The sequence below is a fragment of the Pseudomonas marginalis genome (assembly GCF_001645105.1).
Taxonomy (GTDB): domain Bacteria; phylum Pseudomonadota; class Gammaproteobacteria; order Pseudomonadales; family Pseudomonadaceae; genus Aquipseudomonas; species Aquipseudomonas petroselini.
Window position 1 is genome coordinate 15,129 of sequence record NZ_LKEG01000052.1, and the last position, 18,347, is coordinate 33,475.

General features: G+C 60.4%; 15 protein-coding genes and 1 pseudogene. 10 read left to right on the top strand and 6 right to left on the bottom strand.

Annotation, left to right across the window (positions count from 1 at the left end; genetic code table 11):
- Positions 1-46: 46 nt before the first annotated feature.
- On the bottom strand, positions 47-367 hold the full coding sequence (locus AO064_RS22140) for a hypothetical protein (RefSeq protein ID WP_012722066.1): 321 nt from the start codon (positions 365-367) through the stop codon (positions 47-49).
- A 238-nt stretch (positions 368-605) separates the two neighbouring features.
- On the opposite strand from AO064_RS22140, the gene AO064_RS22145 reads away from it, so the two are divergent.
- Entirely contained in the window at positions 606-896 is a 291-nt protein-coding gene (locus AO064_RS22145; RefSeq protein ID WP_064054672.1) for a nucleotidyltransferase family protein, read from the top strand.
- Positions 893-1,237 (top strand): HepT-like ribonuclease domain-containing protein, encoded by a 345-nt coding sequence (locus AO064_RS22150; RefSeq protein WP_064054673.1) that lies wholly within the window; start codon positions 893-895, stop codon positions 1,235-1,237. Before AO064_RS22145 ends, AO064_RS22150 begins: the two co-directional genes overlap by 4 nt.
- Positions 1,238-1,274: 37 nt before the next feature.
- Here AO064_RS22150 and AO064_RS22155 read toward each other — a convergent pair whose 3' ends face one another.
- Positions 1,275-2,693: a short-chain fatty acid transporter gene (locus AO064_RS22155; RefSeq protein WP_046034146.1), complete on the bottom strand. Its 1,419-nt coding sequence runs from the start codon at positions 2,691-2,693 to the stop codon at positions 1,275-1,277.
- 185 nt (positions 2,694-2,878) lie between these two features.
- Between AO064_RS22155 and AO064_RS22160 the strand changes: the two genes are divergently transcribed.
- From AO064_RS22160 to AO064_RS22170, 3 genes and pseudogenes are all read left to right on the top strand, one after another.
- The gene (locus tag AO064_RS22160) at positions 2,879-4,183 is read left to right on the top strand and encodes an MFS transporter (protein ID WP_064054674.1); all 1,305 of its coding nucleotides are present in this window, start codon (positions 2,879-2,881) and stop codon (positions 4,181-4,183) included.
- Between the two features lie 71 nt (positions 4,184-4,254).
- Positions 4,255-5,391, top strand: coding sequence for an ImmA/IrrE family metallo-endopeptidase (locus tag AO064_RS22165; protein ID WP_064054675.1), 1,137 nt, complete (start codon positions 4,255-4,257; stop codon positions 5,389-5,391).
- Positions 5,388-5,885 (top strand): annotated as a pseudogene (locus AO064_RS22170) (DUF4411 family protein). The gene AO064_RS22165 and the pseudogene AO064_RS22170 overlap by 4 nt, the downstream one beginning before the upstream one ends.
- Before the next feature lie 41 nt (positions 5,886-5,926).
- On the opposite strand, the gene AO064_RS22175 reads toward AO064_RS22170, so the two are convergent.
- Positions 5,927-7,297 (bottom strand): GntT/GntP/DsdX family permease, encoded by a 1,371-nt coding sequence (locus AO064_RS22175; RefSeq protein ID WP_064054676.1) that lies wholly within the window; start codon positions 7,295-7,297, stop codon positions 5,927-5,929.
- 259 nt (positions 7,298-7,556) lie between these two features.
- Here AO064_RS22175 and AO064_RS22180 point away from each other — a divergent pair, with 259 nt between their 5' ends.
- From AO064_RS22180 to AO064_RS22195, 4 genes are all read left to right on the top strand, one after another.
- A complete protein-coding gene (locus AO064_RS22180; RefSeq protein ID WP_064054677.1) occupies positions 7,557-8,462 on the top strand; it encodes a cation diffusion facilitator family transporter in 906 nt (301 codons plus the stop codon).
- A 109-nt stretch (positions 8,463-8,571) separates the two neighbouring features.
- The gene (locus tag AO064_RS22185) at positions 8,572-9,795 is read left to right on the top strand and encodes a TolC family protein (protein ID WP_064054678.1); all 1,224 of its coding nucleotides are present in this window, start codon (positions 8,572-8,574) and stop codon (positions 9,793-9,795) included.
- An 18-nt stretch (positions 9,796-9,813) separates the two neighbouring features.
- Positions 9,814-10,920 (top strand): efflux RND transporter periplasmic adaptor subunit, encoded by a 1,107-nt coding sequence (locus tag AO064_RS22190; protein WP_012722074.1) that lies wholly within the window; start codon positions 9,814-9,816, stop codon positions 10,918-10,920.
- 18 nt (positions 10,921-10,938) lie between these two features.
- Positions 10,939-14,085 (top strand): CusA/CzcA family heavy metal efflux RND transporter, encoded by a 3,147-nt coding sequence (locus AO064_RS22195; protein WP_064054679.1) that lies wholly within the window; start codon positions 10,939-10,941, stop codon positions 14,083-14,085.
- On the opposite strand, the gene AO064_RS22200 is transcribed toward AO064_RS22195, so the two are convergent.
- The 3 genes from AO064_RS22200 to AO064_RS22210 all read right to left on the bottom strand — a co-directional run bounded on the left by AO064_RS22200 (position 14,000) and on the right by AO064_RS22210 (position 17,772).
- Positions 14,000-15,436: a heavy metal sensor histidine kinase gene (locus tag AO064_RS22200; protein WP_064054680.1), complete on the bottom strand. Its 1,437-nt coding sequence runs from the start codon at positions 15,434-15,436 to the stop codon at positions 14,000-14,002. The genes AO064_RS22195 and AO064_RS22200 overlap by 86 nt on opposite strands.
- Positions 15,433-16,107 (bottom strand): heavy metal response regulator transcription factor, encoded by a 675-nt coding sequence (locus tag AO064_RS22205; protein ID WP_012722077.1) that lies wholly within the window; start codon positions 16,105-16,107, stop codon positions 15,433-15,435. The genes AO064_RS22200 and AO064_RS22205 overlap by 4 nt, the downstream gene beginning before the upstream one ends.
- A 345-nt stretch (positions 16,108-16,452) precedes the next feature.
- Positions 16,453-17,772, bottom strand: coding sequence for an OprD family porin (locus AO064_RS22210; protein ID WP_064054681.1), 1,320 nt, complete (start codon positions 17,770-17,772; stop codon positions 16,453-16,455).
- A gap of 223 nt (positions 17,773-17,995) precedes the next feature.
- Between AO064_RS22210 and AO064_RS22215 the strand changes: the two genes are divergently transcribed.
- Positions 17,996-18,328 carry a DUF2790 domain-containing protein gene (locus tag AO064_RS22215; protein WP_046034137.1) on the top strand — a complete coding sequence of 111 codons (333 nt, stop codon included), beginning with the start codon at positions 17,996-17,998 and terminating at the stop codon, positions 18,326-18,328.
- The last annotated feature ends 19 nt before the right edge of the window (positions 18,329-18,347 follow it).

Genomic DNA, 18,347 nt, shown 5'->3' on the forward strand with positions numbered 1-18,347 from the left:
AGCAACGCAATGTGACGGAACGAAGACAGTGATTTGAACCAGAGGGTCACAGCAGGCGCAGTGCCAGCTGGCTGCCCGCCCGCAAGTACTCCACCTGGGCCGTCACCGCATCTTTGACAATGGCCTCACCCGTATCGGTCAGCCTGGCCTTTTTTGCATCGATCACACTGGTCTGCAACAGCTGCATGGCCACGTCGATGGATTTCTGGAAGGCGGTCACGTTGTTATGCAGGCCGAACTCTTCGATAACCGAGGCCATGCGGCGATCGGCGTCGTCTCGCAGGGTCCTGTATTCAGTGAATGAAACGTTGTCGTCCTGATAAATATCAGTGATCAACGTTTCCAGTGATTTGGATAGGGGCGTCATCGGATCTCCTGGGTGTTAAGTGAGTAGGTGTCCGAGTCAGGTTAATCAAAGGTCTGGGTGGAGGGAGTCAGGGGTTGCCATCTGCCTGAATGAGATAAGTCCACGCGCTTTATCAGAAAGCTGGCTTTCAGCTTGTCGATTCATATCGGCGCTGATATCTCGTCTGGCTGTATGCAGGTGTCTACCGATGGCCAGCGCTGCTAGACTGGTTCGATAATGGATACCATTGAGGTGAACCGTGAAACCTTCTACCGCCCTTGACCAACAGCGAGCTGCCGTCAGAGAAGTGGTGGGCCGTTTTCGCATTTCAAACCCAAGAGTATTTGGGTCTGTTTTACTGGGTACCGACCAAGAGGGCAGCGATCTGGATTTATTGGTCGATGCCCCACCGGGAACCACCCTTTTTGATCTTGGTGGGCTTCAGGTAGAGCTTGAGGACCTGCTTGGCGTCAATGTGGACTTACTGACACCCGCCGACTTGCCTTTGAAGTTTCGCGCGAAAGTCTTGGCTGAGGCGCGTCCGATATGACAGCAAACCGACTTGAAGATTATTTGAATCACATCCGGCAAGCGGCTACTGACGCGATCACTTTTGTTGACGGCTTGAGCAAAGAAGATTTTCTAGAAGACAGGCGTACTCAACAAGCGGTGATCATGAGTTTGATCATCATAGGGGAGGCGTCGACGAAAATAATGGACCAGCATCCAGATTTTGCGGCCGGTCATTCACAAGTCCCATGGCGTAGCATGCGCGGAATGCGCAACCGGATCGCACACGGTTATTTCGATATCAACCTTGATGTGGTTTGGGACACTATCCAGAGCGCCTTGCCTGATTTATTGGCGCGTCTCCCCGTCGCTACTGCATGAATGCACCTGTTGCAACAACAGGTGCATCATCCGTTTATTAAGGCATCACAGGCGGCAAATACTTCAACGTCGTCCCCAACGCCCACAGCAGGAACAACACCAGCGGCGTGTGCACCAGCAACTGCACGAAGGAAAACCCGATCAAATCCCGCGCCTTCAACCCCAGCACTCCCAGCAACGGCAGCATATAGAACGGGTTGATCAGGTTCGGCAGCGCCTCGGCGGCGTTGTAGATCTGCACTGCCCAGCCCAGGTGGTATTGCAGGTCATTGGCCACTTGCATCACGTAAGGCGCTTCGATAATCCACTTGCCGCCGCCCGACGGGATAAAGAAGCCCAGTACCGCCGAGTACACGCCCATCAGCAGTGCATAAGTGTCGTGGGAGGCGATGGAGGTGAAGAAGGTCGAGATATGGTGCGCCAGGGTCTGGCCGTCGCCACCCTTGACCACGGTCATCAGCGCCGCGATGGAGCCGTACAGCGGAAACTGGATCAGCACGCCGGTGGTGGTCGGCACCGCGCGTGCCACCGCGTCGAGGAAACTGCGCGGACGCCAGTGCAGCAGGGCGCCGGTCATGATGAACAGGAAGTTATAGGTGTTCAGCCCCGAGATCGCACTGATCGCTGGCTTGGTCGAGAACTCATGGAACAGCCAACCCGCCGCCAGCACCGCCAGCAGGATGGTCAGCAGCGGGCTGTGTTCCAGCCATTCACCTGGACGGGTGGGGGCTTGCAGCTTGGGCAGGTTGAACGCGGGGTCGACGCCGCAGGCCTTGGCATCGCGGGCGCTGTTCGGGCCGGGTGCGGTGGCGTAGGCGATGATCAGCGACACCACGATCAACGCCAGCAACAGCACGCCGGATTGCCACAGGAAGATGGTGTCGGTGAATGGGATCACACCCGTGATCGACAGAATCGATGGCGGCAGGCTGGCCGGGTTGGCCTGCAACTGTGCGGCCGACGACGACAGCCCCAACGCCCACACCGCGCCAAGCCCCAGGTAAGCCGCAGCCCCGGCCGCGCGATAATCCATGCGCAAATCCGTACGACGCGCCAGCGCCCGCACCAACAAACCGCCAAACACCAGGGACAGGCCCCAGTTGAGCAAGGACGCGACCATCGAGATCAACGCCACCCAGGCCACGGCGGAGCGGCCGTTCTTCGGGATACGCGCCAGGCGGTCGATCAGTTTTACCGCCGGCGGCGAACTGGCCACGACATAACCACCAATCACCACAAAGGCCATCTGCATGGTGAACGGGATAAGGCTCCAGAACCCATCGCCAAAAGCCTTGGCGGCTTCGGTCGGTGCGGCGCCCATGCCCAGGGTCGCCACGGCGACGATGATCACGGCGAGCGCGGCAAATACCCAGGAGTCGGGAAACCAGCGTTCGGCGAAGTTGGAACAGCGCAGGGCAAATCGGGCATAGCGGCTTTCTTCGATAGCATCGGCCACGAGTCTTTCCTCTTGTCTTTATTATGGTGTTGGCAGTTTCACGGCATGTTCCGCTACGGCCATTGATATGGGAATGCAGTTATCTTCATCGATCCATGAGGAAAACAAATATATCTGCCGTGATTGCCATCATCCGGTTCACCTCATAACCTGCACGCCATTTTGTTTGTCTGCCGAGCCTTCATATGACTGCCACCTTTCCCCTACAGGCGCAGCGTTTTTCCCGCTCCGACTACAAAACACTGGGCCTGGCCGCCCTGGGCGGTGCCCTGGAAATCTACGATTTCATCATCTTCGTGTTTTTCGCGCTGACCTTGAGCCAACTGTTCTTCCCGCCGGAAATGCCCGAGTGGCTGCGCCTGCTGCAAAGTTTTGGCATCTTCGTCACCGGCTACCTGGCCCGCCCGCTGGGCGGCATCCTGATGGCGCACTTTGCCGATCACCTGGGGCGCAAGCGCGTGTTCAGCCTGAGCATCCTGATGATGGCCTTGCCCTGCCTGCTGATCGGGATCATGCCCACCTATGCACACATCGGTTATTTCGCACCGCTGATCCTGCTGGCGCTGCGCGTGCTGCAAGGCGCAGCAGTGGGGGGTGAAGTGCCCAGCGCCTGGACCTTCGTCGCCGAACATGCTCCTGCCCCTCATCGCGGCTACGCCCTGGGCTTCCTGCAAGCCGGCCTGACCTTCGGCTACCTGCTCGGCGCGCTCACCGCGACCTTGCTGGCGCAAGTCTTCACCCCGGCCGAAATCCTCGACTACGCCTGGCGCTTCCCCTTCCTGCTCGGCGGGGTGTTCGGCGTGATCGGCGTGTGGCTGCGCCGCTGGCTCAATGAGACCCCGGTGTTTCTCGAAATGCAGGCCCGTCGCCAGTCGGCCGCAGAACTGCCTTTGCGCACCGTGCTTCGCGACCACCGCGCCGTCCTGCTACCCGCGATGATCCTCACCTGCGTGCTCACCTCGGCGGTGGTCGTCCTCGTGGTCATCACACCCACCATGATGCAAAAAACCTTCGGCATGAGCCCCAGCCACACCTTCGCCTTGAGCGCCTTGGGCATCGTGTTCCTGAATATCGGCTGCGTACTGGCCGGCCTGCTGGTAGACCGCATCGGCGCCTGGCGCGCGGTGCTGGTCTACAGCCTGCTATTGCCGGTAGGGATTGGCATTCTGTACGCCAGCTTGATCAACGGCGGCGTCTGGCTGGCCGCGGCGTATGCCGTCGCAGGCTTGAGTTGCGGCGTGGTGGGCGCGGTGCCGTCGGTGATGGTCGGCCTGTTTCCGGCGCAGGTTCGGGTGTCGGGAATTTCCTTTACCTACAACATCGCCTACGCGCTGTGGGCGAGTACGACGCCGTTGATGTTGATTGCACTGATGCCGACCAGCCCCTGGATTTGCGTGATTTACTGCGTGGTGATGGGGGCGGTGGGCGTGGTGAGTGTGGCGCTGTTTGGTAAGCGTCACCCAGTAGATGCTGTTACAAAAGGCCGCTAGGGCCATCAATTGACGAGTATTTGCTGCCGCTCCTATAGTCCTGTCCACTCCTGACGGACACGCATGAGCCCATGACTCAGACCGCCTTTATCAACCCCGAAATCCTCTCCTGGTCTCGCCAGCGGGCAGGGCTGTCTGAGGCACAGATTGCCAAAGGGCTTACGGTCAAATTGGAAAGGGTGAAAGAGTGGGAGGCGGGTCAGAGTCTTCCCAGCTTTAGCCAGGCACAAAAATGGGCTGCCATTGCGCACGTCGCGTTTGGCGTCCTTTTTCTCAAGGCTCCTCCGCGGGAGTCTCTTCCTCTGCCAGACCTGCGTACGGTGGGTGGCGTGTTTCCTGACAAGCCCAGCTTGAACTTGATGGACACTGTAAGAGACGTGCTCCGTAAGCAAGACTGGTACTTGGAATATTTGCAGGACCACGAACCCTCCCCGCTGTCCTTCGTGGGAAGTTTCAGTAGCCGTTCGCCCATCAAGGACGTGGTTGCAGATATTCGTCGCGTACTCGGCATGACGGATGCTTTTGCTCGTATGAGTTACGACGATTGTTTCAGGGCGTTAGTGAATGGCGCGGAGGAGGCCGGCATTCTCGTCATGCGCAGCGGGGTTGCCTTGGGAAACACCCACCGAAAACTTAATGTCAGTGAGTTTCGAGGATTTGCGATCAGCAATGCTTTAGCCCCTGTGGTCTTCATCAACAGTGCGGACGCACCCACGGCACGGCTTTTTACATTGATGCATGAGCTGGTGCATGTCTGGATCGGTAGCACGGGCGTCTCTGATGGCAACAGTCATAGTGCCCGCCAGGAGGAAGCTTTTTGTAATGCGGTGGCGGGAGAGTTCCTGGCGCCGGAGCTCGTTTTTCGCACGCACTGGGATTCGAATACGCACTGGGAAGAAAACCTGGCGCCACTGGCTGGGCGCTTTCGCGTCAGCACCTTGGTGATTGCCCGTAGGGCCTGTGATCTTGGCTGCATCAACAGTGATCATTATGGCGCCTACTACCGTCGGATCTTGCAGGCGTATCGAGATAAGGACGGCAGTGGAGGGGACTACTACCGCACAGCGGCTATCAGAAACAGCACCCGTTTGAGCAAGGCCGTTCTGGCCGAAGCGCAGAGTGGGCGGATTCTGCTACGCGATGCGGGAAAACTGCTGGGTGTGCAGCCTGCCAGGTTGAAGGCTTATGGGATGAAACTATCGGCATGAAGCATCTATTGGATTCGAATACGTTGATCGAGGCCAAGAACCGCTATTACGCAATGACGGTTTGTCCAGGTTACTGGGCATGGATTCTTCAACAACACCAGGCTCTGGAGGTTGCCAGTATCGTCCCGGTAAGAGACGAACTAGCCAAAGGCAATGACGATTTGACCCAGTGGGTCAAAGGTAATACGCACTTGTTTGAAGACGCCAGCGATGAGCCTACTCAGGCTGCATTTGGGCAGATCGTCGCAAAGATTGCGGAGCAGGTGCCTGCGATGAAGGCCGGAGCGTTTTAGGAATTTCTTGAGGGCGCAGATCCCTGGTTGATTGCCAAGGCAATGGTCACGGGTGCAGTGGTTGTCACGCATGAGGTCTACAACCCTGACATCAAGCGCAAGCTCACGATTCCCAATGTGTGCTCACTGTTCGGTGTGCCTTACATGAATACATTTGAGTTGCTCGGCAAGCTCGATGCTCGCTTTGTGTTGCATCAGTGAAGCCATTGAGGGGAAGAGCGTTTCCCCTCAATACAGTATTTTCAGGTCAAGAAGTGCCACATCAGCAACGTACCGACCAAGCCCACGACGGACACAATCGTCTGCAACACCGACCATACCCAGATCGTCTGCTTCAACTGCAAGCCAAAGTACTCTCGCACCATCCAGAACCCGGCATCGTTGACGTGGCAGAAGAACACCGAGCCGGCGCCAATCGCCAGGGCCACCAACGAGCTTTGCGTCGCCGCTAACCCCGCCATCATCGGCGCGAGGATGCCTGCGGTCGTGGTGGTGGCGACGGTGGCCGAGCCGGTGGCCTGGCGCAGCGCTACGGCGATCAACCAGGCCAGCAGCAGATACGGCATGTGTGCGCCTTCGGCGACCTTGCTGATGGTCTGGCTGACGCCGGCGTCCAGCAGGGTTTGCTTGAGGCCGCCGCCGGCGCCGATGGTCAACAGCAACACGGCGATGGGGGCGAGGGCTTTGCGCAGGGTGTTGCCGACCTCGGCACGCGGCATGCCGGCGGCCCAGCCCAGGCAGATCACGGCGGCGATCACGGCCAGGCCGAGGGCGATCAGCGGTTCGCCGAGGAACTTCAAGGTCAGGCCGACCGTGCTTTCGGCCGGCAGCGCGACCTTGGCCAAGGTGCTGCCCAGCATCAGAATCACCGGCAACAGAATGATCAGCAACGACACACCAAAGCTCGGCTGGCGCGGCGCTTTGGGCGGTGCGCTGAACAGCGCGCCGATGTCGGCCGGCTCATCCACATGCAGGCGCTTGGACAGCCAGTTGCCGTAGAGCGGTCCAGCCAGGATCACCGCCGGCACCGCCAGGCAGAAGCCCAGCAACATGGTCAGGCCCAGGTCGGCGTGCAACGCGCCTACCGCAATCAGCGGCCCCGGATGCGGTGGCATCAAGGCGTGCAGGGTGGTCATGCCGGCCAGCGCCGGAATGGCGATTTTCAGCAGCGGCTGGTTCGAACGTTTGGCCATCACAAAGATGATTGGCACCATCATCACCAGGCCCACTTCAAAAAACAGCGGCAAGCCGATCACCATGGCCACCAGCGCCATCACCCACGGCAGTGACTTACCCTTGCCCAGTCCTAGCAGGGTGGTGGCTATGCGGTCGGCCGCGCCGGATTCCGCCATCAACGCGCCGAGCATGGAACCCAGGGCAATGATGATCCCCGCTTCACCGAGGATCGCCCCGGCACCTTTGCTGAACGCCTTGGCCACTTCTTCCGGCGGCAAGCCGGCGCCGACACCGGCGATGAAGGTGCCGATCAGGATCGACAGGAACGGCGGCAGTTTGGTCGCGCTGATCAGCACAATGATGCTGGCGATGGCCAGCAGTACGCAGAGCATAAGGCGGGTGTCGTGAACCATCCACGCGGCAGTCGATAACTCCAAAACGGGACTCCTTATCGAACAGGTTGGGAAAATTGTTTCTTTTTGTTTCCTGTTCGAAAAGCATACCTGATACAACTGTGCCAGAGCGTTCAAGCGCACTTTTGGTGCATTTAAAGCTAACAATGGCTTGGCGTGCAGATGACAATTTTGCAACCCATGCCGATGGATCCGGCCTATAGCTCTATGATCCCCGTGCCCTGCGTAAGAGCCCGCTCGCCGGCAAGGCCCACGAGAACATTTACCACCACGAGGATTTTCCATGAGCGCAGGACACAACCACGCCAAAGTACGCGCCGGTCACGAGCGTCTGTTATGGCTCGCCCTGGGCCTGACCGGCAGTTTCATGGTTGCCGAGGTCATCGGTGCATTTATCACCGGCAGTCTGGCGCTGTTGTCCGATGCCGCGCACATGATGACCGACGCCCTGGCCCTGGGCATTTCCCTGGTGGCAATTCAGGTGGCCAAGCGTGCCGCAGACCGCAAGCGCACCTTCGGCTATGCGCGTTTCGAAATCCTTGCCGCGGCGTTCAATGCGCTGCTGTTGTTCGTCGTTGCGTTCTACATCCTCTACGAGGCGTATCAGCGGCTGCAGGCGCCCGCCGAGATACAGTCCACCGGCATGCTGGTGATTGCCGTACTGGGGCTGATCGTCAACCTGATTTCCATGCGCCTGCTGAGCGCCGCCAGTGGTGAAAGCCTGAATGTGAAGGGCGCGTACCTGGAGGTCTGGAGCGATATGCTCGGTTCCATCGGCGTGATCATCGCGGCGCTGGTGATCCTGTACACAGGCTGGGGCTGGGTCGACTCGCTGGTCGCCGCGGCCATTGGTTTCTGGGTGTTGCCACGCACGTGGACGTTGCTCAAGGAAAGCATGAACGTGCTGCTGCAAGGCGTGCCGGACGGCATTGACATCGAACAGGTGGAGCAGGCTATTCGCGCTGTGCGTGGGGTCAAGGATGTACACGACCTGCATATCTGGGCGCTCACCAGTGGCAAGAACGTGCTGAGCACCCATCTGGTGGCGGATTCGGCGCTCGGCACGGAACAACAAATCCTCGTCCAAGTGACGGAGCTGCTGCATGAGAAATTCGATATTTCCCATGCGACCATCCAGGTCGAAGGTGCCGGCTTTGCGCATGATGAACATGACGAGGTGCATGCCTGATCCTGGCTAACGGATTTGTAATGTTCTGCACACCGCTCTGATAAGTACCGAAAGCTACAGTGCCCCGGCTTGGATTTATCCGCCATTTCATGGGCCTGGAACTCTCGTTATGCCAATTCGCGCAAGAACATTTCTGTGGTCGATCGTCGTGTTTCTGGCGACGGCACAAGGGGTCGGTGCACAAACCCTGACCCTCGATGCGGCCCTGCAAACCGCCTTTGCCAACAACCCTGACCTGGCGGCCGCGCAATGGGAAATCGACATTGCACAGGGCGGTCGCCAGCAGGCGGGGTTGATCCCGAATCCGGTGGCCTCCTGGGATGCCGAAGACACCCGTCGCAACTCCCGCACCACCACCGTTAAACTCAGCCAGACCCTGGAACTGGGCGGCAAGCGCGGTGCGCGCATCGACGTTGCCACCCGAGCCCAGGACGCCGCCGCGCTGACGTTGGAACAGCGCCGCAACACCCTGCGCGCCGAAGTCATCGACAACTACTACGGCGCGCTTCGCGCCCAGGAACGCCTCGACCTGGCGCAGCGGTCCATGGCCGTGGCCGAACGCGGGCTGGCCGTCGCCAACGGTCGTGTCACCGCTGGCAAAACCTCGCCGGTGGAGGCGACCCGCGCGCAGGTGCAGTTGTCGGAAATGCGCCTGGAATTGAACCGCGCTCAGATAGGCCTCACCGATGCTTATCGCCGCCTGGCCGCGAGTACCGGCAGCGGCGTGCCGGACTTCCAAGTCGTTGCCACACACACCCAATCCACGCCTGCCTTGCCGCCCGCTACCCAATTGTTGGCGCGCCTAGAACAAACCGCCGAACTGCGCCTGGCCGAACTGAACATCCTGCAAAACGAAGCCAGCGTCGGCCTGGAAAAAGCCCAGCGTATTCCCGACCTCGACGTGTCCATCGGCAGCCAATACGACGCCAGCGTGCGTGAGCGCGTGAACCTGGTGGGGGTGTCGATGCCGATCCCGCTGTTCAACCGCAATCAGGGCAATGTGCTGGCGGCCACGCGCCGCGCCGATCAGGCCCGAGACCTGCGCAACGCCGCCGAACTGCGCCTGCGCACCGAAACCCGTCAGGCCCTCGACCTGTGGCAAACCGCGAATACCGAAGTGCGCGCCTTCAACCAGCAGATCCTGCCCGCCGCGCAAGAGGCGGTGGACAGCGCCACCCGTGGCTTTGAGATGGGCAAGTTCAGTTTCCTCGACGTGCTCGACGCCCAGCGCACCCTGATCGCGGCTCGCACCCAGTACCTCACGGCCACCGCCCAGGCCACCGACGCCTGGGTGCGTATCGAACGAATTTACGGCGACCTCGCCCGGTTTTGATTTTTCCTGGAGTCCCCTATGAACAACACCCACGGCGTGGCGCTTGCCGTCGCCTTGAGCCTGATGCTGTGCAGCGTTGCTAAGGCCGAGGAAGAAGAAGGCGAACTGGAACTCACCGAGCAGCAGATTCAAGCCGCCGGCATTCAGGTCGCCCAGGCTCAACCGCGGTCTATCAGCACGTTGCTGGTGCTGCCGGGAGAAGTGCGTTTCGACGAAGACCGTACCTCCCACATCGTGCCGCGTGCGGCGGGAGTGGTGGAGTCGGTCAAGGTCAACCTCGGCCAGTCGGTGAAGAAAGGGGAGCTGTTGGCGGTGATCGCCAGCCAGCAGATTTCCGATCAGCGCAGTGAGTTGGCCGCCAGTGAGCGGCGCGTCGAACTGGCCCGCACCACCTTCCAGCGAGAGCGGCAGTTGTGGCAGGACAAGATCTCCGCCGAGCAGGATTACCTGCTGGCGCGCCAAGCGCTGCAAGAAGCCGAAATCGCCCTGAACAACGCCCGCCAAAAGATGACCGCGCTAAGTGGAAGCGCTGTGTTGGTCGGCGGCAATCGCTACGAACTGCGTGCGCCCTTCGCCGGCGTCGTGGTGGAAAAACACCTGGGCGTCGGCGAAGTGGTGAGCGAGACCAGTAATGCCTTCACCCTCTCGGATCTGTCCCAGGTGTGGGTGACCTTTGGTGTATTTCCCAAGGACTTGAACAAGGTACGCGTCGGCAAGCCGGTCAACGTCAGCTCCACCGAAATGGGCACCGAGGTGCTCGGCACCGTGGCCTATGTCGGCAACCTGCTCGGCGAGCAGACACGCACCGCCACTGTGCGCGTGAGTGTGCCCAACCCCGATGACGCCTGGCGGCCTGGCCTATTTGTCAGCGTGCAACTGGCCACCGACACGTTCCAGGCCAAGGTTACCGTGCCCCAGGAGGCCATCCAGACCGTCGAGGACAAACCCTCGGTATTCGTGCGCACCGAGCACGGTTTTGTCACCCGTCACCTGGAACTCGGCGCGAGCGAAAACGGCTACGTCGAAGTGCGCCAGGGCCTCGATGCCGGGGCGCAGGTGGCCACGGTCGGCAGCTTCATCCTCAAGTCCGAACTGGGCAAAGGCTCGGCCGAGCACGCCCATTGATCCTGCGAGTGATTCCCCATGTTTGAGCGCCTTATCCAATTTGCCATCGAGCAGCGCATCATCGTGCTGCTGGCGGTGCTGTTGATGGCCGGTGTCGGCATCGCCAGCTATCAGAAGTTGCCCATCGACGCGGTGCCCGACATCACCAACGTGCAGGTGCAGATCAACTCGGCGGCGGCCGGGTTTTCACCGTTGGAAACCGAGCAGCGCATCACCTTTCCCATCGAAACCGCCATGGCCGGTTTGCCCGGCATGCAGCAGACCCGCTCGCTGTCGCGCTCCGGCTTGTCTCAGGTGACGGTAATTTTCAAGGACGGCACCGACCTTTTTTTCGCCCGGCAATTGGTCAACGAGCGTCTTCAGGTGGCGCGCGAGCAATTGCCCGCCGGTATTGAAACCGCCATGGGGCCGATTTCCACCGGCCTCGGGGAAATTTTCCTATGGACCGTGGAAGCCAAGGACGGCGCGCTCAAGGACGATGGCACCCCCTACACCCCGACCGATCTGCGGGTCATCCAGGACTGGATCATCAAGCCGCAACTGCGCAACGTGCCGGGTGTGGCCGAGATCAACACCATCGGCGGCTTTGCCAAGGAATACCAGATTGCGCCCGACCCCAAGCGCCTGGCCGCCTACAACCTGACCTTGAATGACCTGGTCACGGCGCTGGAGCGTAACAACGCCAACGTGGGCGCGGGCTACATCGAGCGCAGTGGCGAGCAATTACTGATCCGTGCGCCCGGGCAATTGGCGTCCATCGATGACATCGCCAACATCGTCATCACCAGCTCGGACGGCACACCGATCCGCGTGCGCAATGTGGCGCAGGTCGACATCGGCCGTGAGATGCGTACCGGCGCTGCCACGGAAAATGGCCGCGAAGTGGTGCTGGGCACGGTGTTCATGTTGATTGGCGAAAACAGCCGCAGCGTGTCCCAGGCCGTGGCGAAAAAACTTGAAGAGATCAACCGCTCGCTGCCCGAAGGCGTCGTCGCGGTCACCGTCTACGACCGCACCAACTTGGTCGAAAAAGCCATCGCCACCGTGAAGAAAAACCTCTTCGAAGGTGCGCTGCTGGTGGTGGCGGTGCTGTTCCTGTTCCTCGGTAATATCCGCGCTGCGCTGATCACCGCGATGGTGATTCCGCTGGCGATGTTGTTCACCTTTACCGGCATGTTCACCAACAAGGTCAGCGCCAACCTGATGAGCCTCGGCGCGCTGGACTTCGGCATTATCGTCGACGGCGCGGTGGTGATCGTCGAGAACGCGATTCGTCGCCTGGCGCATGCGCAACAGCGTCATGGCCGCCTGCTGACCCGCAGCGAGCGCCTGCATGAAGTCTTCGCCGCCGCCAAGGAAGCGCGGCGGGCGCTGATCTTCGGGCAACTGATCATCATGGTGGTGTACCTGCCGATCTTCGCCCTCACCGGGGTGGCCGGGAAGATGTTCCACCCGATGGCGTTTACCGTGGTGATTGCCTTGTTGGGCGCAATGATTCTGTCGGTGACCTTCGTGCCGGCGGCGATTGCGCTGTTTGTGACTGGCAAGGTCAAGGAAGACGAAAACTTCGTCATGCGCAGCGCACGCCGGGTCTATGCGCCGGTGCTCGATTGGGTGATGGCGCGCCGGCCGCTGGTGTTCGGCTTGGCCGTGTTGACCATTGTCGCCTCGGGCGTTGTCGCCAGCCGCATGGGCAGTGAATTTATTCCCAGCCTCAGCGAAGGTGATTTTGCCCAGCAAGCCTTGCGTGTGCCAGGCACCAGCCTGACGCAGTCGGTGCAGATGCAGCAGCAACTGGAAAAAACCTTGATGGCCCAGGTGCCGGAAATCGAGCGGGTATTCGCGCGTACCGGCACCGCGGAAATTGCCTCCGACCCGATGCCGCCGAATATTTCCGACAGCTACGTGATGCTCAAGCCCAAGGACCAATGGCCCGATCCGGACAAGTCCCGCGAGACCCTCATCGCCGACATCCAGCGCGCCAGTGCGATTGTGCCGGGCAGTGCGTACGAGTTGTCGCAACCGATCCAATTGCGTTTCAACGAGCTGATCTCCGGGGTGCGCAGCGATGTGGCGGTGAAGGTGTTCGGCGACGACATGGACGTGCTCAACAAGACCGCCGGGGAAATCGCCGAGACCCTGCAAAAGCTCAGCGGCGCCTCGGAAGTCAAGGTTGAACAAACCTCCGGCCTGCCGGTGCTGACCATCAATATCGACCGCGACAAGGCCGCGCGTTTTGGCCTGAATGTGGGCGATGTGCAGGACACCATTGCCGTCGCCGTCGGCGGGCGCCAGGCCGGTACGTTGTACGAAGGTGATCGCCGTTTTGACATGGTTGTGCGTTTGTCCGACGCGCTGCGCACCGATATCGATGGGCTGTCACGGCTGTTGGTTCCGGTGCCGGGTAACGCGTCTGGCCAGCTGGGTTTTATCGCCTTGTCCCAGGTCGCCAGCCTGGACCTGGTGCTCGGCCCGAACCAGATCAGCCGCGAGAACGGCAAGCGCCTGGTGATCGTCAGTGCCAACGTGCGTGGGCGGGATATTGGCTCATTTGTGGAGGAAGCCGAGGCGGCGTTGATTGCCCAGGTGAAGGTGCCGGCGGGTTACTGGACCACCTGGGGCGGCCAATTCGAACAATTGAAAGAAGCGTCCGAACGCTTGCGCATCGTGGTGCCGGTGGCGTTGCTGCTGGTGTTCGGGCTGCTGTTCATGATGTTCAACAACCTCAAGGACGGCTTGTTGGTGTTTACCGGGATTCCGTTCGCCTTGACCGGTGGGATCATGGCGCTGTGGCTGCGGGATATTCCGCTGTCGATCTCGGCGGGGGTCGGCTTTATTGCCTTGTCCGGCGTGGCGGTGCTGAACGGCCTGGTGATGATCGCCTTCATCCGCAACCTGCGCGAGGAGGGGCGTTCGTTGTCGATGGCGATCAACGAAGGCGCGTTGACCCGGCTGCGTCCGGTGCTGATGACGGCGTTGGTGGCGTCCCTCGGGTTTATCCCCATGGCACTCGCCACCGGCACCGGCGCCGAAGTGCAGCGGCCGCTGGCGACGGTGGTGATCGGCGGGATTATCTCGTCTACGTTGCTGACCTTGCTGGTGTTGCCGGCGTTGTATCAGTGGGCCCATCGCAAGGAAGAGGAAACACCAGGCGGAACCGCGTAAAACGGCCGGGCTGGCTGCTGACGTCGGCGTGCCCCTGATGCAGGTGCATGATCGACTGCACAATCGCCAGCCCCAGGCCGGTGCCGCCTTCGGCCCGGGTGCGGCTGCTATCGGCGCGATAAAAGCGCTCGAACAGGTGCGGCAGATGATGGGCTTCGATACCGCGCCCCGGATTGCCCACCGACAGCGACACACTCTGGTCGTAGCGTTCCACCAGCAGCAATACGCTGGAGGCACTCGGGGTATGGCGAATGGCATTGGACAGCAGGTTGGAAATAGCGCGCTGGATCATCAGGCGGTCCCCCGTTACCCAGGCGTCGCCGCGCAGGCTCAGGGTGACGTGCTTGTCCTCGGCGCTGAGGGCGAACAGCGCCATCACCCGCTGCGCTTCCTGTGCCAACGACACCGGGGCAAACTCGGCCCGCGCCGCCGGGTGGCTGACCTGAGCCAGGAACAACATGTCGGAGACCATCCGCGACAGGCGCTCCATTTCCTCGGTACAGGATTCCAGGCTGGCCTTGTATTCCTCCGAGGGCCGTTCACGGGACAGGGTCACCTGCGCCTTGCCCATCAGGTTGGTCAACGGTGCGCGCAGCTCGTGGGCGAGGTCGTCGGAGAACTGCGACAGTTGCTGCACGCCGGCATCGAGGCGGTGCAGCATGAAGTTGATGCCCTGGGCCAATTCGCCCAGCTCCTTGGGCAGGTTGTCCAGCTCCAGGCGATGGGTCAGGTCCTGGGTGCTGACCTTGGCCGCCACGCGGCTGAACTGCTGCAGCGGCGCGAGCCCGCGTTGCACCAGCCACCACGCGCCCATGCCGATCAGGATCAGCAGCATCGGCAGGGCGATCACCGTGGAACGCAGGTAGGCACTGAGCAACGCTTCGTCGTCGGAGCGATCCAGCGACAGCAACACACGCACGTTTTCGCCACTGCTCAGCGGCATCAGGCGGGTGGCGCTGAGGATGCGATTGCCCTGGCCGTCGACCCAGTTCAAGTACGCCAGGGTGTTGCTGGCGGGCACGTCCAACAACAGCGGCTGCTGCGGTTTGGCACCGACGCTCAGCAGCACCGGCGCATCCGGTCGTGCGCCGATGATGGTCAGGTAGATGTTGTCGTGGCCCATCACCAGGTCCAGCAGCGAATGGGGGCGGTCGCTGATGTCGTGGGCGTCGAGGCCCTGGCCGAGGCTGTGCTCCAGCTGCTCCATTTTGTTTTCCAGGCCTTTGCGCGCGAGCTTGTCCAGCTCGTGGGTCAGGGCCAGGTACGCCAGGGTCGCCAATAGCACGACGAGGCCGGCGCCCATCAGGCTGACCGTCAACCCCAGGCGCATCGACAGGCTGCTGGTCCTCATGGGCGCGCCTCCAGCACGTAACCCACGCCGCGAATGGTGTGGATCAACTTCACCTCGCTCTGGTCATCGACCTTGCCCCGCAGGCGGCTGATCGAGACTTCCACGACGTTGGTGTCGCAGTCGAAGTTCATGTCCCACACCAGCGAAATAATCTGCGTGCGGGTCATCACTTCACCGGCCTGGCGCATCAGCACGTGCAGCAGCGCGAACTCCTTGGTGGTCAGGTCGATCCGGCGGTCGCCGCGATAGGCGCGATGCCGGCGCGGGTCCAGTTCCAGGTCCGAGACGCGCAGTACGTCCGGCACTGGGATGTGTTCGCTGCGTCGCAACAGGGTGCGCACTCGGGCCAGCAGCTCGGGAAACTCGAAGGGCTTGACCAGGTAATCATCGGCGCCCATGTCCAGGCCCTTGATCTTGTCGGCCAGCCGGCCGCGCGCGGTCAGCATCATCACGCGCTGGTTGCCGTCGCGGCGCAGTTGTTCCAGCACTTCCCAGCCGTCGGTGTTGGGCAAGTTGACATCCAGGATCACCAATTCGTAGCGGTGTTGCCGGGCCAGGTGCAGGCCATCAATGCCGCTGGCCGCGCAATCGACGACATAACCGCTTTCGGTCAAGCCTTGCTGCAGGTAGTCGGCGGTTTTCTGCTCGTCCTCAACCACAAGGATACGCATGGGGGGTTACCTTCAAAGAAAACGGAAAGGGGGCATGGCCTCATAGCGAGGCTGGGTAGGCTGTAGGAAAATTCTGAACCGTGAAGTAGCTTTAGGGTCAAGCCGCGTCAGGCGGGTGCGACGATTCGTCACTGAGTCGGCGCACAAAAAAAACGCCCCGTCCGGGGCGCAAAAATTCATCTCTGTTCCAAAGGAGCTACACAAAAGCCGCAGAGATGAGATGTGTTCGGTGTGCAGTGTAAAAAGTGCAACTTAACGAGAAGGTGAGGCCGATATTACAGTTCTGACAGACTTCAACCTGTGAACAGATGTAGGCCATCGGCAAGTGAATGTAAGCGCTGTGCCTTAGAGCACCGCCATTGGATACTCGACAATCAGCCGAACTTCTTCCAGGTCCGACTCAAATGCACTGGAGCGCACTGTTGCCTGGCGAAGTCGCAGCGATAAGTCCTTTAAGTTGCCAGCCTGTACGACATATTTGGCCTCGATATCCCGCTCCCAGCGGCGCTGATCGGTGAGTGGATCACCTACCGCATCGCGACGCATGTACACCGCGTTGGCGTTGCTGTAGTCGGCGCCAGTGCCTTTGCCATAGCGGGTCATGAACGACAGGCCGGGGATGCCGAACGCCTGCATGTCCAGGTCGTAGCGCACCATCCACGAACGTTCCTTGGGCGAGTTGAAGTCGCTGTACTGGATCGAGTTGTTCAGGAAGATCGAGTCCGACTGGCGCAGGTAATCGAAATCGTCATCGCCGTTGTTGCGCTGGTGTGATACGGCCAGGCTGTGGGCGCCGACCTTCACCCCAAGCCTTGCGCTCCAGATGTTGTTGTCGAATTCACCCAGGCGTTTCTTACCTTCGTCCACGGCTTTGTAGTAGTTGAAGTCGCCGAACAGCGAGACGTCTTCATTCAGCGGATAACTGGCGGCGCTGCCGAAGTAGTACTGGTCCCAGGCGTCCTTCAGGCGGCTGCTGTAGAGGCTGACACTGAGGTGTTTGTTGACGCTGTAATCACCGCCGAAATAGCCGACCCAGGGCGAGTCGACCTGCCCCGCGTAGAAGGTCGCAAAGCCTTTGTTCATGCCGCTTTCGGTCGGTTGGCTCATGCCGCTCAAGCGTCCGCCCTGCAGGGTCAGGCCCTCCAGGCTGGTGTTTTGTGCGGTCACGCCACGAAAGCTTTCCGGCAAGACGCGCGAATCGCCGTAAGCCACCACCGGGGTCAGCGGGAATACGTCGCCGGCCTTGATCACGGTATCCAGCACACGCAATTTCGCGGCGCCGCCGAATTTGCTGTAGTTGTCCTCGGGGTGGTTTTCGCTGTCCACCGGTAGAACGCCGAACGAACCCTTGCCGCCGCTGCGACCGGTGCCCGAGTCGAGTTTTACCCCGACCATGGCGAACGCATCCAGGCCGAATCCTACGGTGCCTTGGGTAAAGCCGGATTCGAACTTGCCGATCAATCCCTGGGCCCAGGCTTCGGAATAGCCATTGCCGGTGGGGCTGGACTGGCCCTTGCGGTCATCGCGGTTGAAGTAAAAATTACGCGCCAGCACGTTGAAGCTGCTGCCTTCGATAAAGCCTTCGGGTTTGTCTTCCACGGCCACGGCGGCCAGGGGCAAGGCGGCGCACAGTGAAAGGGGAAGGCTGAAGTGACAGATACGCATGGTTTGCTCCTCGGTAATGGCAGTTATCAGCTTCTTATGAGCGGGCGTTCTTATTGATCTGGCCCGGGCTGATAGTTGCAAACCGTGGATAACGATGAAGTGGCAAGAACATTACAATTCTGGAAGCTCACGCGTATCTAACAAATAAGTAATGTTCTGGTGAAGGTGGCGTCAGGGTCCGCTAGTTAGTCTCGGCACTTAACGATCAGTCGAGGAACTAACCATGAACTTTTATACCGTTGGCCTGGGTGTGTTAACTGCAATCTTGTCGTTCGGCGCATTGGCCGAAGGAGGGGGCGACCGTACGTTTGCGCTGATGATGGAGCGCAATCAAAAAGCCATGGCCGACTACGCGGCCAAGAAAGGCAAGCCGGCACCTGAGGTACAGGCCTATCGCTATGGCATGGCGCTGGACATCGCCAAGGTGGTCAATGTCACGCCGCCGATCCGCTCGTGCAACCCGGTGCCGTCGCGCATGACCTATGAAGACTCCAGCGGCAAGCTCAATACCCTTGAGTATCAAGTGATGGGTGTGTGCCGAAATAACGGCAGTTGATGGATCCAAAAATATAGTT

What these genes read in the sequence shown, in the direction of transcription:
- AO064_RS22140 (WP_012722066.1), bottom strand. Translation starts at nt 367, where the DNA reads ATGACGCCCCTATCCAAATCACTGGAAACGTTGATCACTGATATTTAT.
- AO064_RS22150 (WP_064054673.1), top strand. Translation starts at nt 893, where the DNA reads ATGACAGCAAACCGACTTGAAGATTATTTGAATCACATCCGGCAAGCG.
- AO064_RS22160 (WP_064054674.1), top strand. Translation starts at nt 2,879, where the DNA reads ATGACTGCCACCTTTCCCCTACAGGCGCAGCGTTTTTCCCGCTCCGAC.
- AO064_RS22165 (WP_064054675.1), top strand. Translation starts at nt 4,255, where the DNA reads ATGACTCAGACCGCCTTTATCAACCCCGAAATCCTCTCCTGGTCTCGC.
- AO064_RS22180 (WP_064054677.1), top strand. Translation starts at nt 7,557, where the DNA reads ATGAGCGCAGGACACAACCACGCCAAAGTACGCGCCGGTCACGAGCGT.
- AO064_RS22185 (WP_064054678.1), top strand. Translation starts at nt 8,572, where the DNA reads ATGCCAATTCGCGCAAGAACATTTCTGTGGTCGATCGTCGTGTTTCTG.
- AO064_RS22190 (WP_012722074.1), top strand. Translation starts at nt 9,814, where the DNA reads ATGAACAACACCCACGGCGTGGCGCTTGCCGTCGCCTTGAGCCTGATG.
- AO064_RS22195 (WP_064054679.1), top strand. Translation starts at nt 10,939, where the DNA reads ATGTTTGAGCGCCTTATCCAATTTGCCATCGAGCAGCGCATCATCGTG.
- AO064_RS22200 (WP_064054680.1), bottom strand. Translation starts at nt 15,436, where the DNA reads ATGAGGACCAGCAGCCTGTCGATGCGCCTGGGGTTGACGGTCAGCCTG.
- AO064_RS22205 (WP_012722077.1), bottom strand. Translation starts at nt 16,107, where the DNA reads ATGCGTATCCTTGTGGTTGAGGACGAGCAGAAAACCGCCGACTACCTG.
- AO064_RS22210 (WP_064054681.1), bottom strand. Translation starts at nt 17,772, where the DNA reads ATGCGTATCTGTCACTTCAGCCTTCCCCTTTCACTGTGCGCCGCCTTG.
- AO064_RS22215 (WP_046034137.1), top strand. Translation starts at nt 17,996, where the DNA reads ATGAACTTTTATACCGTTGGCCTGGGTGTGTTAACTGCAATCTTGTCG.